The following is a 21,826-nucleotide window of genomic DNA, read 5'->3' as shown; positions in this document are numbered from 1 at the left end:
AAAGCCCATGAGCAAAAAATTCGCCTTGACCCCGGAAGAGCGCGCCTCCTTCGAAAAGAATGGTTTTATCGGTCCGTTCGATGCCTATTCGCCGGAAGAAATGCAGGAAACCTGGAAACGTACCCGCCTGCGCCTGCTCGACCGTAGCGCCGCGGCTTACCAGGACCTGGACGCCATCTCCGCCGGCACCAACATCGCCAACTACGACCGCCACCTGGATGACGACTTCCTCGCCAACCATATCTGCCGTGCGCAGATCTGCGATCGCGTCGAAAGCATCCTCGGCCCGGATGTACTGTGCTGGCGCACCGAGTTCTTCCCAAAATACCCGGGTGATGAAGGCACCGACTGGCACCAGGCCGACACCTTTGCCAACGCCTCCGGCAAACCGCAGATCCTCTGGCCGGAACACGAGGACTTCGGCGGCACCATCACCGTCTGGACCGCGTTCACCGACGCCAACATCGCCAATGGTTGCCTGCAGTTCATCCCGGGCACCCAGAACAGCATGAACTACGACGAAACCAAGCGCATGAGCTACGACCCCGAAGCCAACAACAGCTCGGTGGTCAAGGACGGCGTGCGACGCGGCTTCTTCGGCTATGACTATCGCCAGTTGCAAATCGACGAGAACTGGAAGCCCGACGAATCCTCCGCCGTGCCGATGCAGATGAAAGCCGGCCAGTTCATCATTTTCTGGTCGACCCTGATGCACGCCTCCTACCCGCACAGCGGCGAATCCCAGGACATGCGCATGGGCTTCGCCTCGCGCTATGTGCCGTCGTTCGTGAAAATCTACCCGGACTCCGAGCATATCGAGGAGTACGGCGGTCGCATCAGCCTGGAGAAATACGGCGCTGTACAGGTAATCGGTGACAAGACACCGGACTACAACCGCCTCGTGACCCATACCACCCGCGGCAAGAAATTCGAAGCGGTCTGACCTACACATGCCAGGCGACAGTTGGCCTGGCGATGTGCCTGCAGGAGTTGAAATCCATGACTATTTCCACCGACGCCGTGATGCGTCTGTGCGAGACCGTGAGGATGCTTAGGCACCTTGCCATCCATCTGCCCGACCCCGTCTGCCTGAGCTTTCTCGCCCAGGGCGATGGCCCGCTCCCCGAGCAGGCCTCGCCCAGCGTGCGAGCCACGGAGCGGGCGATCAATGCCGCCTTCGCGCGGATCGGCGTGCGCGCCGTGCAGTACCTGCACGGTGGCGAGGCGCAACTGTCGTCCTTCGAATTCTTTATCAGCCGGAAAATCTGCCAGGCGCTCGATTACCGCTACGACCACTTCGACGATGCCGAAGAGGCCAAGGCGTTCGGGCGACTGCTCAAGCATTTCGATTTCAGTGGTGCCGTGCCAGAAGTCGAGACACTGCACCTGACCACCCGCGACAACGTCTCCCTGTCGGTGCACGCCAGCATCGACCGGGAGCGCCCGGCGATTGTCCTGGCCCTGCCCTGCGGCATGCCCTTCGACCTCTGCCGCGACTGGTTCAACGCCCTGAGCGAGCGCTTCTTCGTGGTGACCTGGGAGACCCGCGGGTTGTTCGGCTCCTGCGCGGCCTTCGACCAGGTCGCGGTGGACACCGAGGCCCAGGTCGCCGACCTGATCAGCGTGATGAATCACTACCAACTGTCGACGGCGCACCTGATGGGCATCTGCGGCGGCGCGGTGATCGCCCTCAGCGCCGCTGCCGCCCACGGCAACCGGGTCAACTCCCTGAGCCTGTGGCACGGCGACTACAACCTGGGCGACAACGACCTGCGCACCGCGCATCAGCAGAACTTCGAATGGCTGATGGAAGCCGCGGCCTATGACCGTCACGAGGCCAGCGACCTGCAGGCGATGTTCCTCGACCAGGCGACGCTGGCCACCACGCCGGAGCCGATTGCCCACGTGGTGCTCTACCCCTACGTCAACCCGGAGCTGTTCTATCGCTATGCGCGACTGAACGATGCCCTGAACAAGACCGAACTGGCGTCGCGGCTGGCAAACATCACCGTGCCGACCCTGGTGGTCGCCGGCGATGCCGATGAGACCACGCATATTGGCGGTTCACGCTATATCGCCGCGTCGATCGACGATGCCGTGCTGCACGTGGAACAGGACGGCAGCCACCTGGCGTTCTTCGCCTCCACGCAGTACTCGAAACAGACCGCCTTCCGCTTCCTCGAAGCGACCCTCCAGCCCGCTGTCGCCTGACAGTCTCCCAACAAAAAAGGGGGCCTATGCCCCCCACGCCGTAAAAGCGGTCCGATCACTCGAACCGCCCTGCCCGCTATCAGGCAACCATGTGTTTTTCGCGATGGAACTCGAGGTACAACACGGTGCGGTGTGCCCGCGAGGCGTTGAGCGCGAAGTGATCGAGCGAACCGTCGAAGATCACCAGGTTGCCGTTGGTGCTCTGGTTGAAGCTGCCGTTGACGTTGAGGTAGGCATAGTTCTGGGTGGTCGGGGCGTCGATGGTCAGTTGCATGTGCAACAGACCCTCTTCCCAGGTGCCGGTATGGGAATGGGTGCCGAGGAACACGTTGGGTTCCATGCGCAGCAAGGCACAGAGCTTGATCCCGGGAATCTGCTTCAACAGTTCGATGGTCCCCGGCATGGCGGCCTGGGCATAGGGGATCGGCTTGTCATAGGCCACCAGGCCGTACTGGGTCCACTCGGGCATGACGTCCATGTCGTCGCCCCAGCCCCAGAGCCAGCCATATTCGCCGCCGGCCTCCATGTGCTCGGTCACCTCATCGACGATCTCGGTGATCGACTTGCCCACGCGGTTGATGGTCAGGGTCGGTGCATCGAGGGCGAGAAACTCTTCACGAATCACTTCCCAGTTATCGGCAAGGTGCTGAAGCTTGGGGAAGCGGCTGGGGTCATAAAACGACGGACGCATAGGTCCTCCTTTATCGATTGTGGTCGGCTCGGATAGCGGTGCGGGCGCAGTCCTGTCGGATCCGGGACGCTGCGCGGGAGCCTGGAAAGGTTGACCCAGCGGCCGGTGCCTGTCTGTCACGGGAATCCGGTACAACAGGCCGGCCACAGGGCGCCCAAGGCGCCTTCACAGGGCCTCGACCTGCGCCGTATCGCCCGCGCGCGGGGATGCCAGCTCGGGCTGCGCACCCTCCAGGCGGCGCATCGGTCCATAGCACAGGACACTCAGGGCCAGCAGCGCGAAGCAGGCGCCGGCCACCACGAAGAGCATCCCCACGCCGCGTCCCGGACCGACCCCGAGCCAGTGCCCGATCGACTCGGCATAGGCCCCGCCGGGCACCAGCGCCGGCTGGAACCAGTGGTCCACCAACAGGCCACCGACAAAGATCGACAGGCTCGTGGTGGCAATGGTCAGCATGCTGATCAGCGCAAAGACACTGGCGCGGTTGCCGCCGGGGATCTTGCGCATCCACAGCGAATTCACGCTGGCGTCGGCCACGCTCGCCGCGGTGATCGCGACAAAGGCCAGCGCGCAGTAGGCCACGGCGTGCGAGACCACGCCCAGGGCGATGACACACAACGCCAACAGCAGGTCCGCCACCGCCACCAACGCCATCAATCGACGCGGGTTGCCCATGGAGATCAGCACCCCGGCACCGGCGAGCCCGCCCAGGGCCGCCCAGGTGTAGGCCATGCCCAGGGTCTGGCTGCCCAAGGTAGACAGCAGCAAGGGCGTCATCATCAAGGTCGCCAACGACAACAGCGCACTGCGCAGCATGGTGTAGACCAGCAGGCCGGCCATCAGGTGGCTGGCCGCGAAGAACTTCAGTGCGCCGGCGACGTTGTCCAGCGCGCCGCGCAGCACCGAAGCCTTGTCGGGGCCGTCGTGCCGCCCGGACGAACGCCGCACATGGGCAAAGGCCTTGATCACCAGCAAGGTGCCGGAGCAGAAGGTGATCAGGTCCACCGCCAGGATGGTCACCAGCCCCGCACGGGCCATGATCGCCCCCGCCAGCAGTGGAGCGACCAGCGCCGAAGCGTTCTTGCTGATGCCCATCAGGCCCGAGGCGCGGGTGAACTTTTCGGGGGCGACAATCGAGTTGACAGCCGCCTGGTAGGCCGGCTTGCGAAAGGCCGAGACGATCGAGGCCAGGCAGTTGAAGAGATACAGGTGCAGCGGTTCCAGGCGATCGAACCAGAGCAGGCCCATGACCCCGAAGAGCAACAGCGCCAGGCTCACGTCGCAACAGACGATGATCAACCGATGACTGACCCGGTCGGCCAGCCCGCCGGCCAGCGGCAGGAACACCACTGCCGGCAAGGTCGCTGCCAGCACCACGTTGGCGAAAGCCACCGCCGAGCCGGTGTGGGAATAGACCCAGACCCCCAGGGCGAACTCCATCAACGCCGTGCCGACGATCGCCAGGGACTCGCCGCACCACAGGAAATAGAAACTTCGCCCCAGGTCGAAGGATGGCTGACGGCGCTTGCGGCTCATGGGCGCACATCGCGGAGCGTGAACAGACCGCTCACCTTCTGCGCCAGGCGCCAGGCCAGGGAGTAGGCCACCGCGCCCAGCACCACTGGCGCCAGACGGGAAAACAGATAGGTGCGCAGCACCCGCCTGGCGATGGGCGAGCGGATATCGCCACTGACATGCAAGGGCGTCGGGAACGTCGCCGCAACGGTAGCACCGAACGCGTCGTCCATGGATTGCACCGCGTGCCACCAGTACACCGGGATGTACAGCGCATCGCCCGGTTCCACCACCGTGCGCAGCGCCCGCAAATCGCGGGTGCCAGGGAAGCGCCGGGTATCGATGTCGTACAGGTAGCCCGCCTCTTCGATGACCGGGCGCAGCGCCCGCCAGCTGGTCTCGTCGGGTGGCAGCAGCAGGACCTCCTTGGCGCCCACCACCTGGGCCATGAAGGTCTCGTCGACGACATGGAAATGCCAGTCGGTGTAGGAGTTGCGGTAGAGGAAACTGCGATGGGGTGGATAGTGCCGGGACTTGGACAGTTGCGGCATGAACGGCAGGCCGCCGACGTCATCCTTCATCTGCTCGATGGCCGAGCCTTCGGAAAAACGGCAACTGTCGGCCACCAGGGGGTCGTGCCCGTGGCCCAGGCCGTCGAGAAATTCGTGGAACGGCATTTCCCGGTAGACCGTGTTCGCGTACTCGGTCAACGCCGCCTTGACCTCGGGCTTGGACCAGCCGATGACCTCCGAGACGATCTTCGAACGCACCACCACCGGATTGTTGCGCGAATGCGTCTTGAAGTAATCCAGCCGCTGCCACTTCTGGAACGCCGGCCAGTGGCGCACGGCATTTTTCACCAGGCATGGGCGGTTGTGATTGACGTAGCGGCGGGTGAACTCCTCCCTGGAAATGCTCAACGCATCGATCACTTCGACGGGACCCGCCTGGGGATGATTGGGAAAACGCGACAGGCTCCAGAACTTCGACTCAGGGCGATCCACTTCGGCGATCAATGACATTGTGCGACCCTCGCAAGAACACTCAGGGCCGTTGATATAACAGACTCGCGCGCGCGTTCCCAAGCGCACCGGTGGCCCGTCCCGCGTGGTTGTCCCTGCTTCCCATGACAGACACCGCCCAGTGGATGCTCTAGTTTTTTCCCACGCTTTTCCTTCGTCCCGCCGACTGGCAGTCGTCCAGCCCTTGCGCCCCGCTGCCCTTCGATCGGAGACGAACCCACTGATTCTGCAAACAGGTGCTCCGAAATGGATTCGTCGACCGACAAGCTGTCCGCGCAAGCCTGCGCGTCCCACGAACTGGCCTCGGTCCAGCAGGGCATCTGGCTCGATCAGATCGCACACCCGGACCTGCCCTACTACAACATCGGCATGTCCCTGGAGATCAAGGGCGAGATCGATATCCCGTTGTTCGAGAAGGCCATCGAGATGGTCGCCAACCGCAATGACACCCTGCGCCTGAGCTTCAGCCACGAAGGTGGCATCGGTCGCCAGCGGGTCCTGCCCGAGGTCAAGGTCAAGCTCGAGGTGGTGGAATTTTCCGAGGCTGAAGACGATGCCGGGCTGGCCATGGCGTACCTGCGCGAAGCCTTCCGCCAACCCTTCGAATCACTCACCGGACAACTCTGGGAAGCGCGCCTGGTACGTTGCGGGCCGCAGCGGCATTACTGGCTCAACCGCTACCATCACCTGGTCACCGACGGTATCGGCGTGGCCCTGATCGGCCATGCCGTGGGCGCCGCCTACAACGGCCTGCTGGCCGGCAACGAGGAGGTCGCCGAAGGCCACTCCTACCTGTCGTTCCTCGAAGAAGACCGGGCCTACCTGCAGTCCTCGCGCTACGAGCGCGACCGCCAGTTCTGGCAGGACACCTACGCGCAACTGCCGCCGTCGCTGCTGCAGCGCCGGGCCGACTTCAAGGCCGGCAAGGCCAACGAACTGGCCCCCAGCGAACAGGTCCAGGCCATGTTGCCGCGTGCCCTGTACAACGCCCTGACGCAGTTCGCCAGCGAGCGCGGCCTGTCGGTGGCCCATGTGCTGATCAGCGTGGTCAGCACCTATTTCTGCCGCACCGTGGGGGTCGATGAGATCGTCATCGGCATGCCCGTGCATAACCGCACCACCGCCCGCCAGAAGGCCACCGCCGGGATGTTTTCCTCGGTCAGCCCGATTCGCCTGGCGGTGGATCCGCAGGGCTCGCTGCTGGACCTGATGAACGCCGCCGGTGGCCAACTGCGCCGCTGCTATCGCCACCAGCGTTTCCCCATCGCCGAGCTCAACCGCACCCTGCGCCTGGCACAGACCGGGCGGCGGCAACTGTTCGACGTCTCGCTGTCGTTCGAAAGCCTGGACGGCGACGATCAGTTCGGCGGTACCTCGTCGCGGGTCATCACCATGGACAACGGCTACGAGCAGACGCCGATGGCGATCTTCGTCCGTGACTACCACCCGTACGAAGACGTGCACCTGGATTTCAACTTCAACACCGCCTATTACAGCCTCGAAGAAGCCCAGCGCCTGCAACAACGCATCTTCGCCATGCTCGAAGCCGTGCTGGAGCAGCATGACACCGCCGTGGCGCACTTCCCGCTGATGGCCGCGGACGAACGCCGGCGTCTGCAGGTCGAGTTCAACGCCACCGCCCGCGACTATCCCCGCGACGTGCTGATCCACCAGTTGATCGAACAACAGGCTGCCCAGCGCCCGGACGCCTGCGCCGTAAGCGGTGATAGCGGGCCGTTGCTGAGCTACGCGCAACTCAATCGCCGGGCCAACCAACTCGCCCACCGCCTGATCGCGCTGGGCGTGGAACCCGATGCCCGGGTCGCCGTGAGTCTGCGCCGTGGCCCGGAAATGGTCGTCGCGCTGCTGGGGATTCTCAAGGCCGGCGGTGCCTATGTGCCGATCGATCCGGACCTGCCGACTGCCCGCCAAGCCTATATGCTCGGCGACAGTTCACCGCGTGCCGTGCTCACCGGCCTGGCGCTGCTGGACGGTCTGCCACCGTCGAACGTGCCGGTACTGCTGCTCGACGACGCCGCCGACAGCGCGCAACTGGCCGCGCAACCCACCCACAACCCGGACACCCGGGCCCTCGGCCTGCTGCCGAGCCACCTGGCCTATGTGCTCTACACCTCGGGCTCCACCGGCACGCCGAAAGGGGTGATGAACGAACACCTGGGCGTGGTCAACCGCCTGCTCTGGGCCCGCGACGAATATGCGGTCGATGCCAGTGACCGGGTGCTGCAAAAGACCCCGTTCGGCTTCGACGTGTCGGTCTGGGAGTTCTTCCTGCCGCTGCTCGCCGGTGCCGAGCTGGTCATGGCCCGCCCGGGAGGTCACCAGGAGCCTGACTACCTGGCCCGGGTGATGCGCGACAGCGGCATCACCCTGCTGCACTTCGTACCGTCGATGCTCGACCTGTTCCTCGAACACCGCGACGCCCGCGACTTCCCCGCGCTGCGTCGGGTGCTGTGCAGCGGCGAGGCCCTGCCCCGTGGCCTGCAACGGCGCTTCGAACAGCAACTGGCCGGGGTCGAGTTGCACAACCTCTATGGTCCGACCGAAGCGGCCATCGACGTCACCGCCTGGCAGTGCCGTCCCGGCGATCCGGGCGAAAGCGTGCCGATCGGCCGCCCGATCGCCAATATCCAGATGCATGTACTGGATGCCCTGGGCCAGGTACAACCGCTGGGCGTGGCCGGGGAGCTGCATATCGGCGGCATCGGCGTGGCCCGGGGTTACCTGAACCAGCCACAACTGAGCGCCGAACGTTTTGTCGCCGATCCGTTTTCCAGCGAACCGCAGGCGCGCCTGTACAAGACCGGCGACCTCGGCCGCTGGCTGGCCAATGGTGCCCTGGAATACCTGGGACGCAATGACTTCCAGGTGAAGATTCGCGGCCTGCGCATCGAGATCGGCGAAGTCGAGGCCGCCCTGGCCCTGTGCCCCGGTGTTCGCGAAGTGGTGGTGATCGCCCGCGAGGACGATCCGAGCCAGCCGGACAGCAAGCGCCTGGTCGCCTACCTGTGCGGCGAACCGGTACCCGCCGAACAGCTGCGCAGCGAATTGCTCAAGCACCTGCCCGAGTACATGGTGCCCAGCGCCTTCGTCCATCTGGACAGCCTGCCGCTGACCGCCAACGGCAAGCTCGACCGCCGCGCCCTGCCCGCCCCGGGCCTGGAAGCCCTGGCCAGCAAGGCCTACGAGGCCCCTGTGGGCGACACCGAAGTCGCCATCGCCGACCTCTGGAAAACCCTGCTCGGCCTGGATCAGGTCGGCCGTCACGACGGTTTCCTCGAACTCGGCGGTCACTCGCTGCTCACCGTGCAACTGCAAGCCCGCCTGCATCAGGACCTCGGCGTCGAAATCGACCTGCGCACCCTGTTCGGCCTGACCTCCCTGCAGGCCCTGGCCGAGTGCGTGGACCAGGCAACCCAGTCGCGGGTCCACCCGATTGAAGCGGTTTCCCGCGACCAGCACCTGCCACTGTCCCTGGCCCAGCAACGGCTGTGGTTCCTCGACCAACTGGACCATGCCGCCAGCATCGCCTATCACATGCCGGCGGCCCTGCGCTTGCGCGGCCAGCTTGACCGCAATGCCTTGCAACGCGCCCTGGACCGTATCGTCGCCCGTCACGAAAGCCTGCGCACCACCTTCGAACGCCACGAAGGCGAAGTCCGTCAGCGCTTCGCCGCCCCCGATATCGGCTTTGCCCTGGGCGAACATGACCTGCGCCTGCTGCCCGACGAAGCCCGTGAACACGCGGTCGAGCAACTGACCCGGAACGAGGCCCTCGCACCGTTCGACCTGAGCCAGGGCCCGCTGATTCGCGGACAGCTGCTGCAACTGGCCGAGGATGACCATATCCTGCTGGTCACCCAGCACCACATCGTCTCCGACGGCTGGTCGGTGGCCGTACTGATCGGCGAGTTCAATCGCCTGTATGCCGCCTTCAGCCAGGGCCTCGACGATCCGCTGCCACCGCTGGCCCTGCAATACGCCGACTACGCGGTCTGGCAGCAACAGCACCTGCAAGGCGAACGCCTGCAAGCCCAGACCCGTTTCTGGAGCGAACACCTCAGCGGCGCGCCGGGCCTGCTGGAACTGCCAACCGACCATCCACGTCCCCAGGTGCAGAGCTACCTCGGCGCCACCCTGGCCCTGGAACTCCCAGCCGGGCTGAGCGCCAGGCTGCGCCAGTTCAGCCAGCAACAAGGCCTCACCCCGTTCATGACCCTGCTCGGCGCCTGGTCGATCCTGCTCTCGCGCCTGAGCAACCAGGCGCAGGTCGTGGTCGGGACCCCGGTCGCCAACCGTCCGCGCCAGGAAACCGAGGCACTGATCGGCTTCTTCGTCAATACCCTGGCCCTGCGGGTCGATATCCAGGCCGACAGTCGCGTCGACCAGTTGCTCGCGCAGATCAAGGCCACCACCCTCGATGCCTACAGCCATCAGGACCTGCCCTTCGAACAAGTGGTCGAAGCCCTGCAACCGGAACGCAGCCTCGGCCATAGCCCGTTGTTCCAGGCCATGCTGGTGCTCGGCAATACCCCGCGTGACCAGGCCCTGGCCCTGCCCGGCCTGGAGCTGACCCCACTGCCCCAGGTCACCGGCACCACCCAGTTCGACCTGAGCCTGTCGCTCAACGACGACGGCGAAACCATTCACGGCCAGTTCGAATACGCCACCGATCTGTTCGACGCCAGCACCATCGCTCGCTGGAGCCGTCATCTGCTGCACCTGCTCGACGCCCTGCTGGAAGATGCCACGCAACCGCTGGCAAGCCTGCCGTTGCTGGATCACCAGCAGCGCCGCGAGTTGCTCGGCAACTTCAACCCGGCCCTGGTGCCGTTCCCCGAAGGCCTGCTGTTGCAGGAGGTCTTCGAGCAGCAGGTCAAAGCGCGTCCCGAGGCCATTGCCGTACAGGCCGAAGGCATCGCCCTCAGCTATGCCGAACTCAACGCCCGGGCCAACCGTATCGCCCATCGCCTGATCGCCGCCGGCCTGAATCCGGACGAACGCGTGGCGTTGCTGGTGGAACGCAGCCCGGAAATGATCGTCGGCATCCTCGCCATCCTCAAGGCCGGCGGCGCCTACGTGCCGCTCGACCCGAACTACCCGCAGGACCGCCTGCAACATATGCTCGACGACAGTTCTCCACGGGTACTGTTGAGCCAGGGCGACCTGGCCGAGCAGCTGCCGCCACTGTCGATCACCCATCTGCGACTGGAAGATGCACCCGGCAACGACGCCAATCCGCGAGTCGCCGGCCTGACGTCACGGCACCTGGCCTATGTGATGTACACCTCAGGCTCCACCGGCAAGCCGAAAGGGGTGATGCTCGAACATCGTTCCGTCTGCAATCAGATCGGTGCCCTGCAGGAACGCTACGGCCTCAATCCGCAAGACCGCGTCCTGCAATTCGCGACCATGACCTTCGACATGTCCGTGGAAGAGATCTTCGGCGCGTTGCTGTCCGGTGCCACCCTGGTACTGCGCAGCGATGCCTGGATCGGCGGCACCGCGGCCTTTGCGGCGCTGTGCGAGCAGTACGCGATCACGGTCGCCAACCTGCCCACCGTGTTCTGGCAACAGGTGAGTCGCGATGCCCATGTGCCGCTGCCGAGCACCCTGCGCCAGTTCATGATCGGCGGCGAAGCCGTCGGCAAGCAGGCCGTGGCCCAGTGGTTCGACCGTGAGGGTCACCGCCCAGCCTTGTTCAACGCCTATGGTCCGACCGAAGCCACGGTCAACGCCTCGATCCGCCTGATGGAGCGCGACAACGAGGATTTCCGCTCCATCGGCACACCGGTGCGCAATACCCAACTGCATGTGCTGGATGCCGCCGGCAATCTCGCGCCGCTCGGTGTAGCCGGGGAACTGCATATCGGTGGCGTCGGGGTCGCCCGTGGCTACCTCAACCGTGCCGAACTCAGTGCCGAGCGCTTTATCGCCGACCCGTTCACCACCGATCCGGACGCCCGCCTGTACCGGACCGGCGACCTTGGCCGCTGGCGCGCGGACGGCACCCTGGAATACCTGGGCCGCAACGACGACCAGGTGAAGATCCGCGGTTTCCGTGTGGAACTGGGTGAAATCGAAGCCGTGCTCGCCACCTGCACCGGTGTCCGCGAAGCGGTGGTGGTCGCCCGGGAAAGCAAGCCCGGCCAATCCGACAGCAAGCGCCTGATCGCCTACCTGTGCGGTGAACCGGTGCCCGTCGAGCAACTGCGTGCGACCTTGTTGGAGGCACTGCCGGATTACATGGTGCCCAGTGCCTATGTGCACCTGGAAACCATGCCCTTGACCCCCAACGGCAAGCTCGACCGTCTGTCCTTGCCTGCTCCAGGCCAGGAAGCCTTTGCCAGCCGCGCCTACGAGGCACCGCGTGGCGAGATCGAGCAGATTGTCGCCGGTGTCTGGCAAGAGCTGCTGGGCATCGAACAGGTCGGCCGTCACGACCGTTTCTTCGAACTCGGCGGTCATTCGCTGCTGGCCGTCGGCCTGATCGACCGCCTGCGCCAGCATGGCCTGAACGCCAGCGTACGCACGGTGTTCACCGCCCCCAGCGTGCGCGAAATGGCCCAGGCCATCAGCCGCGACAGCCAGGCCCTGTTCCAGGCCCCGGCCAACCGTATCCCGGCCGATTGCACCCAGCTGACGCCGGACATGTTGCCATTGGTGGAGCTGAGTGCCGCACAGCTGGAACGCATCGTCGCCGCCGTTCCCGGCGGGGCTGCCAATATCCAGGACATCTACCCGCTGGCACCGCTGCAACAAGGCATCCTCTTCCATCACCTGCTGGGTCACGAGGGCGACGCCTACCTGGTGCGTTCGATGATCGAGTTCGACGACCGCCAGCGCCTCGACGCCTTTGTCGCCGCCTTGCAAAGGGTCATCGATCGCCATGACATCCTGCGCAGCGCGGTGCACTGGGTCGGCCAGCCGCAGGCGGTGCAGGTGGTCCATCGCCAGGCGCAACTGCCGGTGGAAACCCTCAGCCTGACGCCGGATGAAGATCCGCGCGCCCAGCTGGAACGCCTGAGCGATCCACGGCACCTGCGCCTCGACCTGCAACAGGCGCCGCTGATGCGTGCCTGCATCGCCCGCGATCCGCACTCCGAGCGTTGGCTGCTGGCCTTGCTCGACCACCATATGATCAGCGACCACGTGTCCCTGGGCATCGTGCTCGAAGAAATCCGTGACCTGATGCAGGGCCGGGCCAGCGATCTGCCAACCCCGCAGCCTTATCGGGAGTTTGTCGCGCAGATCCTCGCCACCCCGTCCGAGGCCCATGAAGCCTATTTCAGCCGCCGGCTGGCCGATGTCGATGAGCCCACCGCGCCGTTCGGCGTGCTGGATGTCCAGGGTGATGGTGCGCGGGTGACGGAAACCAGCGTGCGGCTTGACTCGGCCTTGAGCCGCAAGGTCCGCGCCCGGGCGCAGGCCGCCGGGGTCACGCCGGCCGTGCTGTTCCATATTGCCTGGGCCCAGGTGCTCGGGCGCTGCACCGGGCGTGACGATGTCGTGTTCGGTACCGTGGTCGCCGGACGTCTGCAAGGTTCGGCGGGTGCCGACCGCGCCCTCGGGGTGTTTATCAATACCCTGCCGGTGCGGGTACAACTGGCCAGGTTCGGCGTTGGCGCACTGGTGGACGAAACCTATCGCGACCTCAGCGAAATGCTGGTCCACGAACAGGCCTCCCTGGCCCTGGCCCAGCGCTGCAGCGGCGTGGCCGCGGGCCTGCCGTTGTTCACCAGCCTGTTCAACTATCGCCATCAGACCGATGGCGGCTCACTGGCCAACCAGGATCAGGTACTGGCCTGGGACGGCGTGCGCTTCCTGAGCAACGAAGCGCGCACCAACTACCCGATCGAAGTGGCCGTGGCGGATGAAGGTGTCGACTTCTCCCTGACCGCCCAGGCCATCGAAGGCATCGATCCGCAACGCCTCGCCGCCTATCTCGGCCAGGCGGTTGCCGAACTGGTCGACGCCCTTGAACAGGATCCCGCGCGCCTGGCCGCCAGCCTGGAAGTGCTACCCGCAGCCGAGCGCACGCTGTTGCTCAACGACTTCAACAACACCGCGACAGACTTCGGTCCGGCCGAGCCGATCCATGCCCTGTTCGAAACCCAGGTCCGCGCCAACCCCGACGCCGTGGCCCTGGTCTGCGAAGACCGGCAACTGAGCTACCGCCAGCTCAATCGTCGCGCCAACCACCTGGCCCGCCAGTTGCTGGCCCTCGGCGTACAGCCGGACGAGCGTGTGGCGATCTGTGCCGAACGCAGCCTGGAGATGATTATCGGCCTGCTCGGTGTGCTCAAGGCCGGTGCGGCTTACGTACCGATCGACCCGGCACACCCGGCCGATCGCATGGCCTTCATGCTGCAGGACAGCCAACCCCGTGCCCTGCTGACCCAGACCGCGTTGTCGCTGCCGTCTGGCGATACGCCGCTGTTGCTGCTCGACACCGCCGAGTCGCTGCGGGCCGCCGACGATCAGGCCTTCGACGCCAACCCAGTGGTTCCGGGCCTGACGCCGGAACACCTGGCCTATGTCATCTACACCTCCGGTTCCACCGGCCAATCCAAGGGCGTGATGGTCGAGCACCGTTCGGTGTTCAACTTCTGGCAGGTGCTGACCCGCACCACCCACCAGCATTGCCCGACACCGGCCACCGTGGCCCTCAACGCCGGCTTCTTCTTCGACATGTCGATCAAGGGCATCTCGCAGCTGTTCTCCGGCCACACACTGGTGATCATCCCGCAACTGATCCGGGCCAGCGGCAGCGAACTGCTCGATTTCCTCGAGCAGCATCAGGTGCACGCCTTCGACTCGACCCCGTCGCAGCTCGATACCCTGCTCGCCGCCGGTCTGCTGGAACGTCGCAGCTACCAGCCGGTCAGCGTGCTGCTGGGCGGTGAAGCGATCAACGCCAGCACCTGGGAGAAGCTGCGCAACTGTCCGACCATCCGCTTCTACAACATGTACGGCCCGACCGAATGCACGGTGGACGCCACGATTGACCTGATCCGTGATCTTGGCGACAAACCGAGCATCGGCCGGCCGTTTGCCAACGTCCAGGTGCATGTGCTGGATGCCCGTGGCGAACCGGCCCCCTTGGGCGTGGCCGGGGAAATCCATATCGGCGGGGCCGGTGTGGCCCGGGGTTACCTCAACCGCGACGAGCTGAGTGCCGAGCGTTTTATCGTCGACCGCTTCTCCCAAGCCCCGAACGCCCGTCTGTACAAGACCGGCGACCTGGGTCGCTGGCTGGCCGACGGCACCCTCGAGTACCTGGGCCGCAACGACTTCCAGGTGAAGATCCGCGGTTTCCGGATCGAGCTGGGGGAAATCGAGAACGTGCTACTGGGCTGTGCCGGCATCACCGAAGCCGTGGTCATCGCCCGTGAGGACCAGCGTCTGGTGGCCTACCTGTGCGGCGAACCGGTACCCGCCGAACAGCTGCGCGGCGAATTACTCAAGCACCTGCCCGAGTACATGGTGCCCAGCGCCTTCGTCCATCTGGACAGCCTGCCGCTGACCGCCAACGGCAAGCTCGACCGCCGCGCCCTGCCCGCCCCGGGCCTGGAATCCCTGGCCAGCAAGGCCTACGAGGCCCCTGTGGGCGACACCGAAGTCGCCATCGCCGAGATCTGGAAAACCCTGCTCGGCCTGGATCAGGTCGGCCGTCACGACGGTTTCCTCGAACTCGGCGGTCACTCGCTGCTCACCGTGCAACTGCAAGCCCGCCTGCACCAGGACCTCGGCGTCGAAATCGACCTGCGCACCCTGTTTGGCCTGACCTCCCTGCAGGCCCTGGCCGCGTGCGTGGACCAGGCGACCCAGTCGCGGGTCCAACCGATTGAAGCAGTGGCGCGCGACCAGGACCTGCCACTGTCCCTGGCCCAGCAACGCTTGTGGTTCCTCGACCAACTCGACCACGCTGCCAGCGTCGCCTACCACATGCCGGCCGCCCTGCGCCTGCGCGGCCGGCTCGACCGCACTGCCTTGCAACGCGCCCTGGACCGTATCGTCGCCCGCCATGAAAGCCTGCGCACCACCTTCGAACGTCGCGAGGGCGGAGTCCGCCAGCATTTCGCCGCCGCCGATATCGGCTTTGCCCTGGGCGAGCAGGATTTGCGCCTGCTGTCCGACGAAGCCCGTGAACAGGCCGTCGCGCAACTGACCCGGGACGAAGCCCTCGCACCGTTCGACCTGAGCCAGGGTCCGCTGATTCGCGGCCAGTTGCTGCAACTGGCCGAGGACGACCACATCCTGCTGGTCACCCAGCACCACATCGTCTCCGACGGCTGGTCGGTGGCCGTGCTGATCGCTGAATTCAACCGCCTCTACAGCGCTTTCAGCCAGGGGCTCGACGATCCGCTGCCAGCGCTGGCCCTGCAATACGCCGATTACGCGGTCTGGCAACAACAGCACCTGCAAGGCGAACGCCTGCAAGCCCAGACCCGTTTCTGGAGCGAACACCTCGGCGGTGCGCCGGGCCTGCTGGAACTGCCGACCGACCATCCGCGTCCCCAGGTGCAGAGCTACCTCGGCGCCACCCTGGCACTGGAACTGCCGGTGGAATTGAGTGCCAGGCTGCGCCAGTTCAGCCAGCAACAGGGCCTGACGCCGTTCATGACCTTGCTCGGCGCCTGGTCGATCCTGCTTTCACGCCTGAGCAACCAGCCGGAAGTGGTGATCGGTACCCCAGTCGCCAACCGCCCGCGCCAGGAAACCGAAGGGTTGATCGGCTTCTTCGTCAACACCCTGGCCCTGCGCGTCGATGTCCAGGCCCACAGCCGGGTCGACCAGCTGTTGGCCCGGATCAAGGCCATCACCCTCGACGCCTACAGCCACCAGGACCTCCCGTTCGAGCAAGTGGTCGAAGCCCTGCAACCGGAGCGCAGCCTCGGCCATAGCCCGCTGTTCCAGGCCATGCTGGTATTGGGCAATACCCCGCGGGACCAGGCCCTGGTCCTGCCCGGCCTGGAACTGACCCCGCTGCCCCAGGCCAGCGGCACCACCCAGTTCGACCTCAGCCTGTCGCTCAACGACGACGGCGAAAGCATTCGCGGCCAGTTCGAGTACGCCAACGACCTGTTCGACGAAAGCACCATCGCCCGCTGGAGCCGCCACCTGCTGCACCTGCTCGACGCACTGCTCGGCGATGCCGCGCAGCCGCTGGCAAGCCTGCCGCTGCTGGATCACCAGCAGCGCGAGCAACTGCTGTCGTCGTTCAATCCACCTCGCGCGCCCCTGGACGAACATCCGCAGCGCCTGCCCCACCGGGTATTCGAAGCACAGGCCGCACTCACCCCGGACGCAGTGGCGCTGGTCTGCGCCGGGCAAACCCTCGGCTACGCCGAACTCAATGCCCGGGCCAACCGCATCGCCCATCGCCTGATCGCCCTCGGTGTGCGTCCCGATGACACCGTCGGCCTCTGCGCCCGGCGCAGCCCGGAGATGGTGATCGGCCTGCTGGGCATCCTCAAGGCCGGCGCCGCCTATGTGCCGCTGGACCCGCAATACCCGGCACAACGCCTGGCCCACATGCTGGCCGACAGCGCACCGCGGGCCCTCGTGCACCAGCAGGGACTGGACGAATTGCCGCTGCCCGAGGGCCTGGCGACCCTTGAACTCGGCGACCCGGCGCACCGCCAGGCCCCAGAGCACAACCCAGAGGTGCCGGCGCTGGACTTCAGCCATCTGGCCTACGTGATCTACACCTCCGGTTCCACCGGCCTGCCCAAGGGTGTGATGGTGGAGCATCGCGGCCTGCGCAACCTGCTGGACTGGTACCTCGACGACCTGGCGTTCCATGCCGGCGACGCGGTGCTGCTGGCGTCTTCCTACAACTTCGACCTGACCCAGAAGAACATCCTCGCGCCGCTGATGGTCGGTGCCACGCTGCACCTGGCCGAAGAACCGTTCAACCCCGGCGCCATCGTCGCGCAGATTGCCGAGGCCGGTGTGACCCACCTCAATATGTCGCCCAGCGCCTTCCACGCCCTGGTGGACGCCGACCGGCAGCAGGCCATGGCCTGCCTGAAACGGGTGGTGCTGGGGGGCGAGCCGATTCAGATTGCCATGCTGGAAAAACTCGCCCAGCCACGGCCGGCGGTGATCAACAGCTACGGCCCGACCGAGTGCAGCGACGTCGTCGCCTGGCACACCGCGGACACCGACCTGACGACTTACCGGGATCGCTCGATGCCCATCGGCAAACCGATCCGCAACATGCAGCTGCATGTGCTGGACAGTCACGCACAACTGGTGCCTGTGGGGGTCCGCGGCGAGATCCATATCGGCGGCGTCGGGGTCGCCCGGGGTTACCTCAATCGCCCGGAACTCAGTGCCGAACGGTTTATCGCCGACCCATTCTGCGAGCTGAGCGGCGCACGCCTGTACAAGACCGGCGACATCGGTCGCTGGCTGCCCGACGGCACGCTGGAATACCTCGGCCGCAACGACGACCAGGTGAAGATCCGCGGCCTGCGCGTCGAACTCGGGGAAATCGAGGCCGCCCTCGCCGCCCTGCCGGGGGTTCGCGAAGCGGCGGTGATCGCCCGCGACCCGCAGGACGGACAAGCCGACAGCAAGCGCCTGGTGGCCTATCTGTGCGGCAAGCCGGCAGCGGCCGAGCAGCTGCGTGCCGAGCTGCTTCAGCGCCTGCCCGGCCATATGGTGCCGAGCGCCTTCGTGGTGCTGGACAAGTTGCCGCTGACCCCCAACGGCAAGCTCGACCGCCGGGCCCTGCCGGAGCCGGGCCAGGAGGCCTACGCCAGCCGGGCCTATGAGGCTCCCCAGGGGCCGGTGGAACAGGCCATCGCCGAGATATGGCAGCAATTGCTCGGACTTGAACGCGTCGGGCGCCACGACGGCTTCTTCGAACTCGGCGGTCACTCGCTGCTGGCCGTCAGCCTGATCGAGCGGCTGGCCGCACAGGGTCTGCACGCCAGCGTGCGCACGGTGTTCAGCGCCCCCAGCGTGCGGGAAATGGCCCTGGCCATCAGCCGCGACAGCCACATCCTGTTCCAGGCGCCGGCCAATCGCATCCCGGCGGGTTGCACGGCACTGACCCCGGACATGTTGCCGCTGGTAGCACTGAACGCCACGCAACTGGAGCGTATCGTCGCCGCCGTTCCCGGCGGAGCCGCCAATATCCAGGACATCTACCCGCTGGCACCGTTGCAGGAAGGCATTCTCTTCCATCACCTGCTCGGCCATGAGGGCGACGCCTACCTGGTGCGCTCGATGCTCGAGTTCGACGACCGCCCGCACCTCGATGCCTTTATCGCCGCCCTGCAGCGGGTGATCGAGCGCCATGACATCCTGCGCACCGCCGTGCACTGGGAGGGCCTGCCCCAAGCGGTGCAAGTGGTGCAACGCCAGGCGCGTCTGCCGGTGCACAGTGTCACCCTCGACAGCCACAAGGACCCGCTGGAGCAGTTGCGCAACCTCAACGATCCGCGGCAACTGCGCCTGGACCTGCGCCAGGCGCCGCTGATGCGTGCCTGCATCGCCCGCGACCCGCACTCCGAGCGCTGGTTGCTGGCGCTGCTCAACCACCATATGGCCAGCGACCATGTGACCTTGGAAATCGTCCTGGAAGAAATCCACGCGATCCTCCATGGCCAGGGCGACCACTTGCCGACCCCGCACCCCTATCGCGACTTTATCGCCCAGACCCAGGCCACCCCGGCCGACGTCCATGAAGCCTACTTCCGCCGCCGTCTGGCCGACGTCGATGCGCCCACCGCGCCCTTCGACCTGCTGGAAGTCCAGGGCGACGGCAACCACGTCGACGAGGCCGAAGTGCACCTGAGCAGCGAGCTCACCCGGCGCATCCGGGCCCAGGCCCGCGAGCGCGGGATGACTCCGGCGGTGCTGTTCCATGTGGCCTGGGCCCAGGTGCTGGCCCGCTGCACCGGACGTGACGACGTGGTGTTCGGCACCGTGGTCGCCGGGCGCCTGCAAGGTTCGGCGGGCGCTGAACGGGCCCTCGGGGTGTTTATCAATACCCTGCCGGTGCGGGTGCAACTGGCCACGCAAGGCGCCCATGAGCTGGTGCTGGCGACCCACCGCGACCTCGGCGAGCTGCTGGCCCACGAACAGGCGTCCCTGGCCCTGGCCCAGCGCTGCAGCGGCGTGGCCACGGCGTTGCCGCTGTTCACCAGCCTGCTCAACTATCGCCACCAGAGCGATGACAGCCAATTGCAATGGCCGGGCATGCGCATGCTCGACAGCGCCGAGCGGACCAACTACCCGCTGACCCTGTCGGTCAACGATTACGGCGAGGCCCTGGGCCTGACCGTGCAAAGCGTGCGGCCGGTGGACCCGCAACGCCTCTGTGGCCTGATGCAGCGCGCCCTGGAGCAACTGACCCAGGCGCTGATGTACACGCCGAAAATCCCGCTGACGCAACTGGATGTGCTGCCTTCCGCCGAACGCACCCTGCTGCTGGAAACCTTCAACCAGAACCGCCTGGACTACCCGACGGACGCCTGCATCCAGCACTTGTTCGAAGAGCAGGTACGCTGGACACCCGAGGCCATCGCCCTGGTCGATGCCCACGGCAGCCTCGACTATGCCGGGCTCAACGCCCGCGCCAACCACCTGGCCCGACGGCTGATCGAGGACGGTACCCAGCCGGGTGAGCTGATCGCGATCTGCGTCGAGCGCGGCGCAGCAATGATCGTCGGCATCCTCGCCATCCTCAAGGCCGGTGCCGCCTACGTGCCGCTGGACCCGACCTATCCGGCCGACCGCCTGGCCGCCATCGTCGAGGACGCCCGGCCGCGCCTGCTGCTGGCCGATCCGGTCGGACGCGCGGCGGTGGGTGAATTGAGCGGCCAGACCCGCTACCTGGCACTCGAACAGGCGCTGGCACCGGTGCCGGCAGCCGACGCGGAGAATCCACAACTCGCCGCCAACGCCCTGACCTCGGCGCACCTGGCCTATGTGATCTACACCTCGGGCTCCACCGGCAAGCCCAAGGGCGTGATGATCGAACAGCGCAACCTGGTGGCCTCGACCCTGGCCCGCTGCGCGGTGTACGCACCGAACGAGGCGCGGCGCTTCCTGCTGCTCTCGTCGATCGCCTTCGACAGCTCCGTGGCGGGGATCTTCGGCACCCTGATCAGCGGAGGTACCTTGTGCATCCCGGATGCCGAGACCGCCCGCAACCCCGAAGCCGTCGCCCGCTTCATCGGCGAGCAGGCGATTACCACCCTGCTCTGCGTGCCGTCCCTGGGCCGCCTGGTGCTGGGCAGCCTGGCCAGCCGCAAGGGCCACACCCAACTGCGCGAGATGATCGTCGCCGGCGAAGCCTGCCCGCCGCTGCTGGTGCAGGAATGCGCCGGCTTCGAACCGGCCATCACCTTGTACAACGAGTACGGTCCCACCGAAGGCACGGTCTGGGCCACGGTGCACCGCTGCAGTGGCGCTGAACAGGGCACGGTGCCGATCGGCCGAGCGATCCCCAACACCCGCCTGTATGTGCTCGACCCGCAGGGCCAACCCGTTCCGCTGGGCGTCTCGGGCGAGCTGTACATCGGTGGCGAAGGGATTGCCCGTGGCTACCTGAACCGGCCGCAGTTGAACGCCGAACACTTCCTCGCCGACCCGTTCGGCCTGAGCGACGACGCCCGGATGTACCGCACCGGCGACCTGGTGCGCCAGCGCGGCGACGGTGTGCTCGAATTCCTCGGGCGCAACGACCAGCAGGTGAAGATCCGCGGCTTCCGTATCGAGCCCGGTGAAATCGAAGCGCTGATGCTGACCCTGCCGGGGGTACGCGAGGCGGCGGTGATCGCCCGCGAAGAGGTTCCGGGCAGCACGCGTCTGGTGGCCTACCTGAGCGTCGAGCCGCACCTGGCCGGACGCAATGCCAGCCAGACCCTGCGACCGTACCTCAGCTCGCAGTTGCCGGACTACATGGTGCCGTCGGCGTTCGTGCTGGTGGAACAGCTGCCACTGAGCCCCAACGGCAAGCTCGACCGCCGCGCCCTGCCGGCCCCGGGTGCCGAAGACTTCGCCCATCGCGAGTACGAGGCGCCCAACGGCGAGACCGAAGAACTATTGGCCGCGATCTGGGCCGACCTGCTGGGCCTGGAAAGGATCGGCCGCCACGACGACTTCTTCGAACTCGGCGGTCATTCGCTGCTGGCGGTGCAGGTCACCCTGCGGGCGCGGGAGACCTTCGATGTCGAAGTGCCCCTGAGGGGCCTGTTCGAACACCCGTCGCTGCAGGCCCTGGCCGACCTGGTCACCACCCTGCAACTGGCGCAGTACGAGTCGGACGAACTGCTGGACCTGCAACAAGAAATGGCTTCGCTGTCTGAAAGCGAACTGCTCGCTATCGTCTCCAAGGATGCTTGAT

At 66.1% G+C, this 21,826-nt stretch carries 6 protein-coding genes; 3 read left to right on the top strand and 3 right to left on the bottom strand.

What is annotated here, in order from left to right:
* Positions 1–7: 7 nt before the first annotated feature.
* The gene (syrB2, locus tag NUH87_RS01570) at positions 8–943 is read left to right on the top strand and encodes a syringomycin E biosynthesis L-threonyl-[L-threonyl-carrier protein] 4-chlorinase SyrB2 (RefSeq protein ID WP_338524408.1); all 936 of its coding nucleotides are present in this window, start codon (positions 8–10) and stop codon (positions 941–943) included.
* 56 nt (positions 944–999) lie between these two features.
* Complete coding sequence (gene syrC / locus NUH87_RS01565) at positions 1,000–2,211, top strand: syringomycin E biosynthesis aminoacyltransferase SyrC (protein ID WP_338524407.1); 1,212 nt, start codon at positions 1,000–1,002, stop codon at positions 2,209–2,211.
* 79 nt (positions 2,212–2,290) lie between these two features.
* Here the strand turns inward: syrC and NUH87_RS01560 are convergent, their stop codons facing one another.
* The 3 genes from NUH87_RS01560 to NUH87_RS01550 all read right to left on the bottom strand — a co-directional run bounded on the left by NUH87_RS01560 (position 2,291) and on the right by NUH87_RS01550 (position 5,439).
* Positions 2,291–2,902 (bottom strand): aspartyl/asparaginyl beta-hydroxylase domain-containing protein, encoded by a 612-nt coding sequence (locus NUH87_RS01560; RefSeq protein ID WP_040069805.1) that lies wholly within the window; start codon positions 2,900–2,902, stop codon positions 2,291–2,293.
* Between the two features lie 165 nt (positions 2,903–3,067).
* Positions 3,068–4,438, bottom strand: a complete 1,371-nt coding sequence (locus tag NUH87_RS01555) for an MFS transporter (protein ID WP_338524406.1) — start codon at positions 4,436–4,438, stop codon at positions 3,068–3,070.
* Entirely contained in the window at positions 4,435–5,439 is a 1,005-nt protein-coding gene (locus tag NUH87_RS01550) for a cupin-like domain-containing protein (protein ID WP_338524405.1), read from the bottom strand. Before NUH87_RS01550 ends, NUH87_RS01555 begins: the two co-directional genes overlap by 4 nt.
* Before the next feature lie 246 nt (positions 5,440–5,685).
* Between NUH87_RS01550 and NUH87_RS01545 the strand changes: the two genes are divergently transcribed.
* Positions 5,686–21,825 carry an amino acid adenylation domain-containing protein gene (locus NUH87_RS01545; RefSeq protein ID WP_338524404.1) on the top strand — a complete coding sequence of 5,380 codons (16,140 nt, stop codon included), beginning with the start codon at positions 5,686–5,688 and terminating at the stop codon, positions 21,823–21,825.
* Position 21,826: the final 1 nt, after the last annotated feature.

The organism is Pseudomonas batumici (assembly GCF_036585405.1).
GTDB lineage: Bacteria > Pseudomonadota > Gammaproteobacteria > Pseudomonadales > Pseudomonadaceae > Aquipseudomonas > Aquipseudomonas batumici.
The sequence above is the reverse complement of the archived record's forward strand: the minus strand, read 5'-3'. Positions and strand labels throughout refer to the sequence as shown.

Bases quoted from the DNA above. Each gene is read 5' to 3' on its own strand.
- syrB2 (WP_338524408.1), top strand. From the start codon at position 8: ATGAGCAAAAAATTCGCCTTGACCCCGGAAGAGCGCGCCTCCTTCGAA.
- syrC (WP_338524407.1), top strand. From the start codon at position 1,000: ATGACTATTTCCACCGACGCCGTGATGCGTCTGTGCGAGACCGTGAGG.
- NUH87_RS01560 (WP_040069805.1), bottom strand. From the start codon at position 2,902: ATGCGTCCGTCGTTTTATGACCCCAGCCGCTTCCCCAAGCTTCAGCAC.
- NUH87_RS01555 (WP_338524406.1), bottom strand. From the start codon at position 4,438: ATGAGCCGCAAGCGCCGTCAGCCATCCTTCGACCTGGGGCGAAGTTTC.
- NUH87_RS01550 (WP_338524405.1), bottom strand. From the start codon at position 5,439: ATGTCATTGATCGCCGAAGTGGATCGCCCTGAGTCGAAGTTCTGGAGC.
- NUH87_RS01545 (WP_338524404.1), top strand. From the start codon at position 5,686: ATGGATTCGTCGACCGACAAGCTGTCCGCGCAAGCCTGCGCGTCCCAC.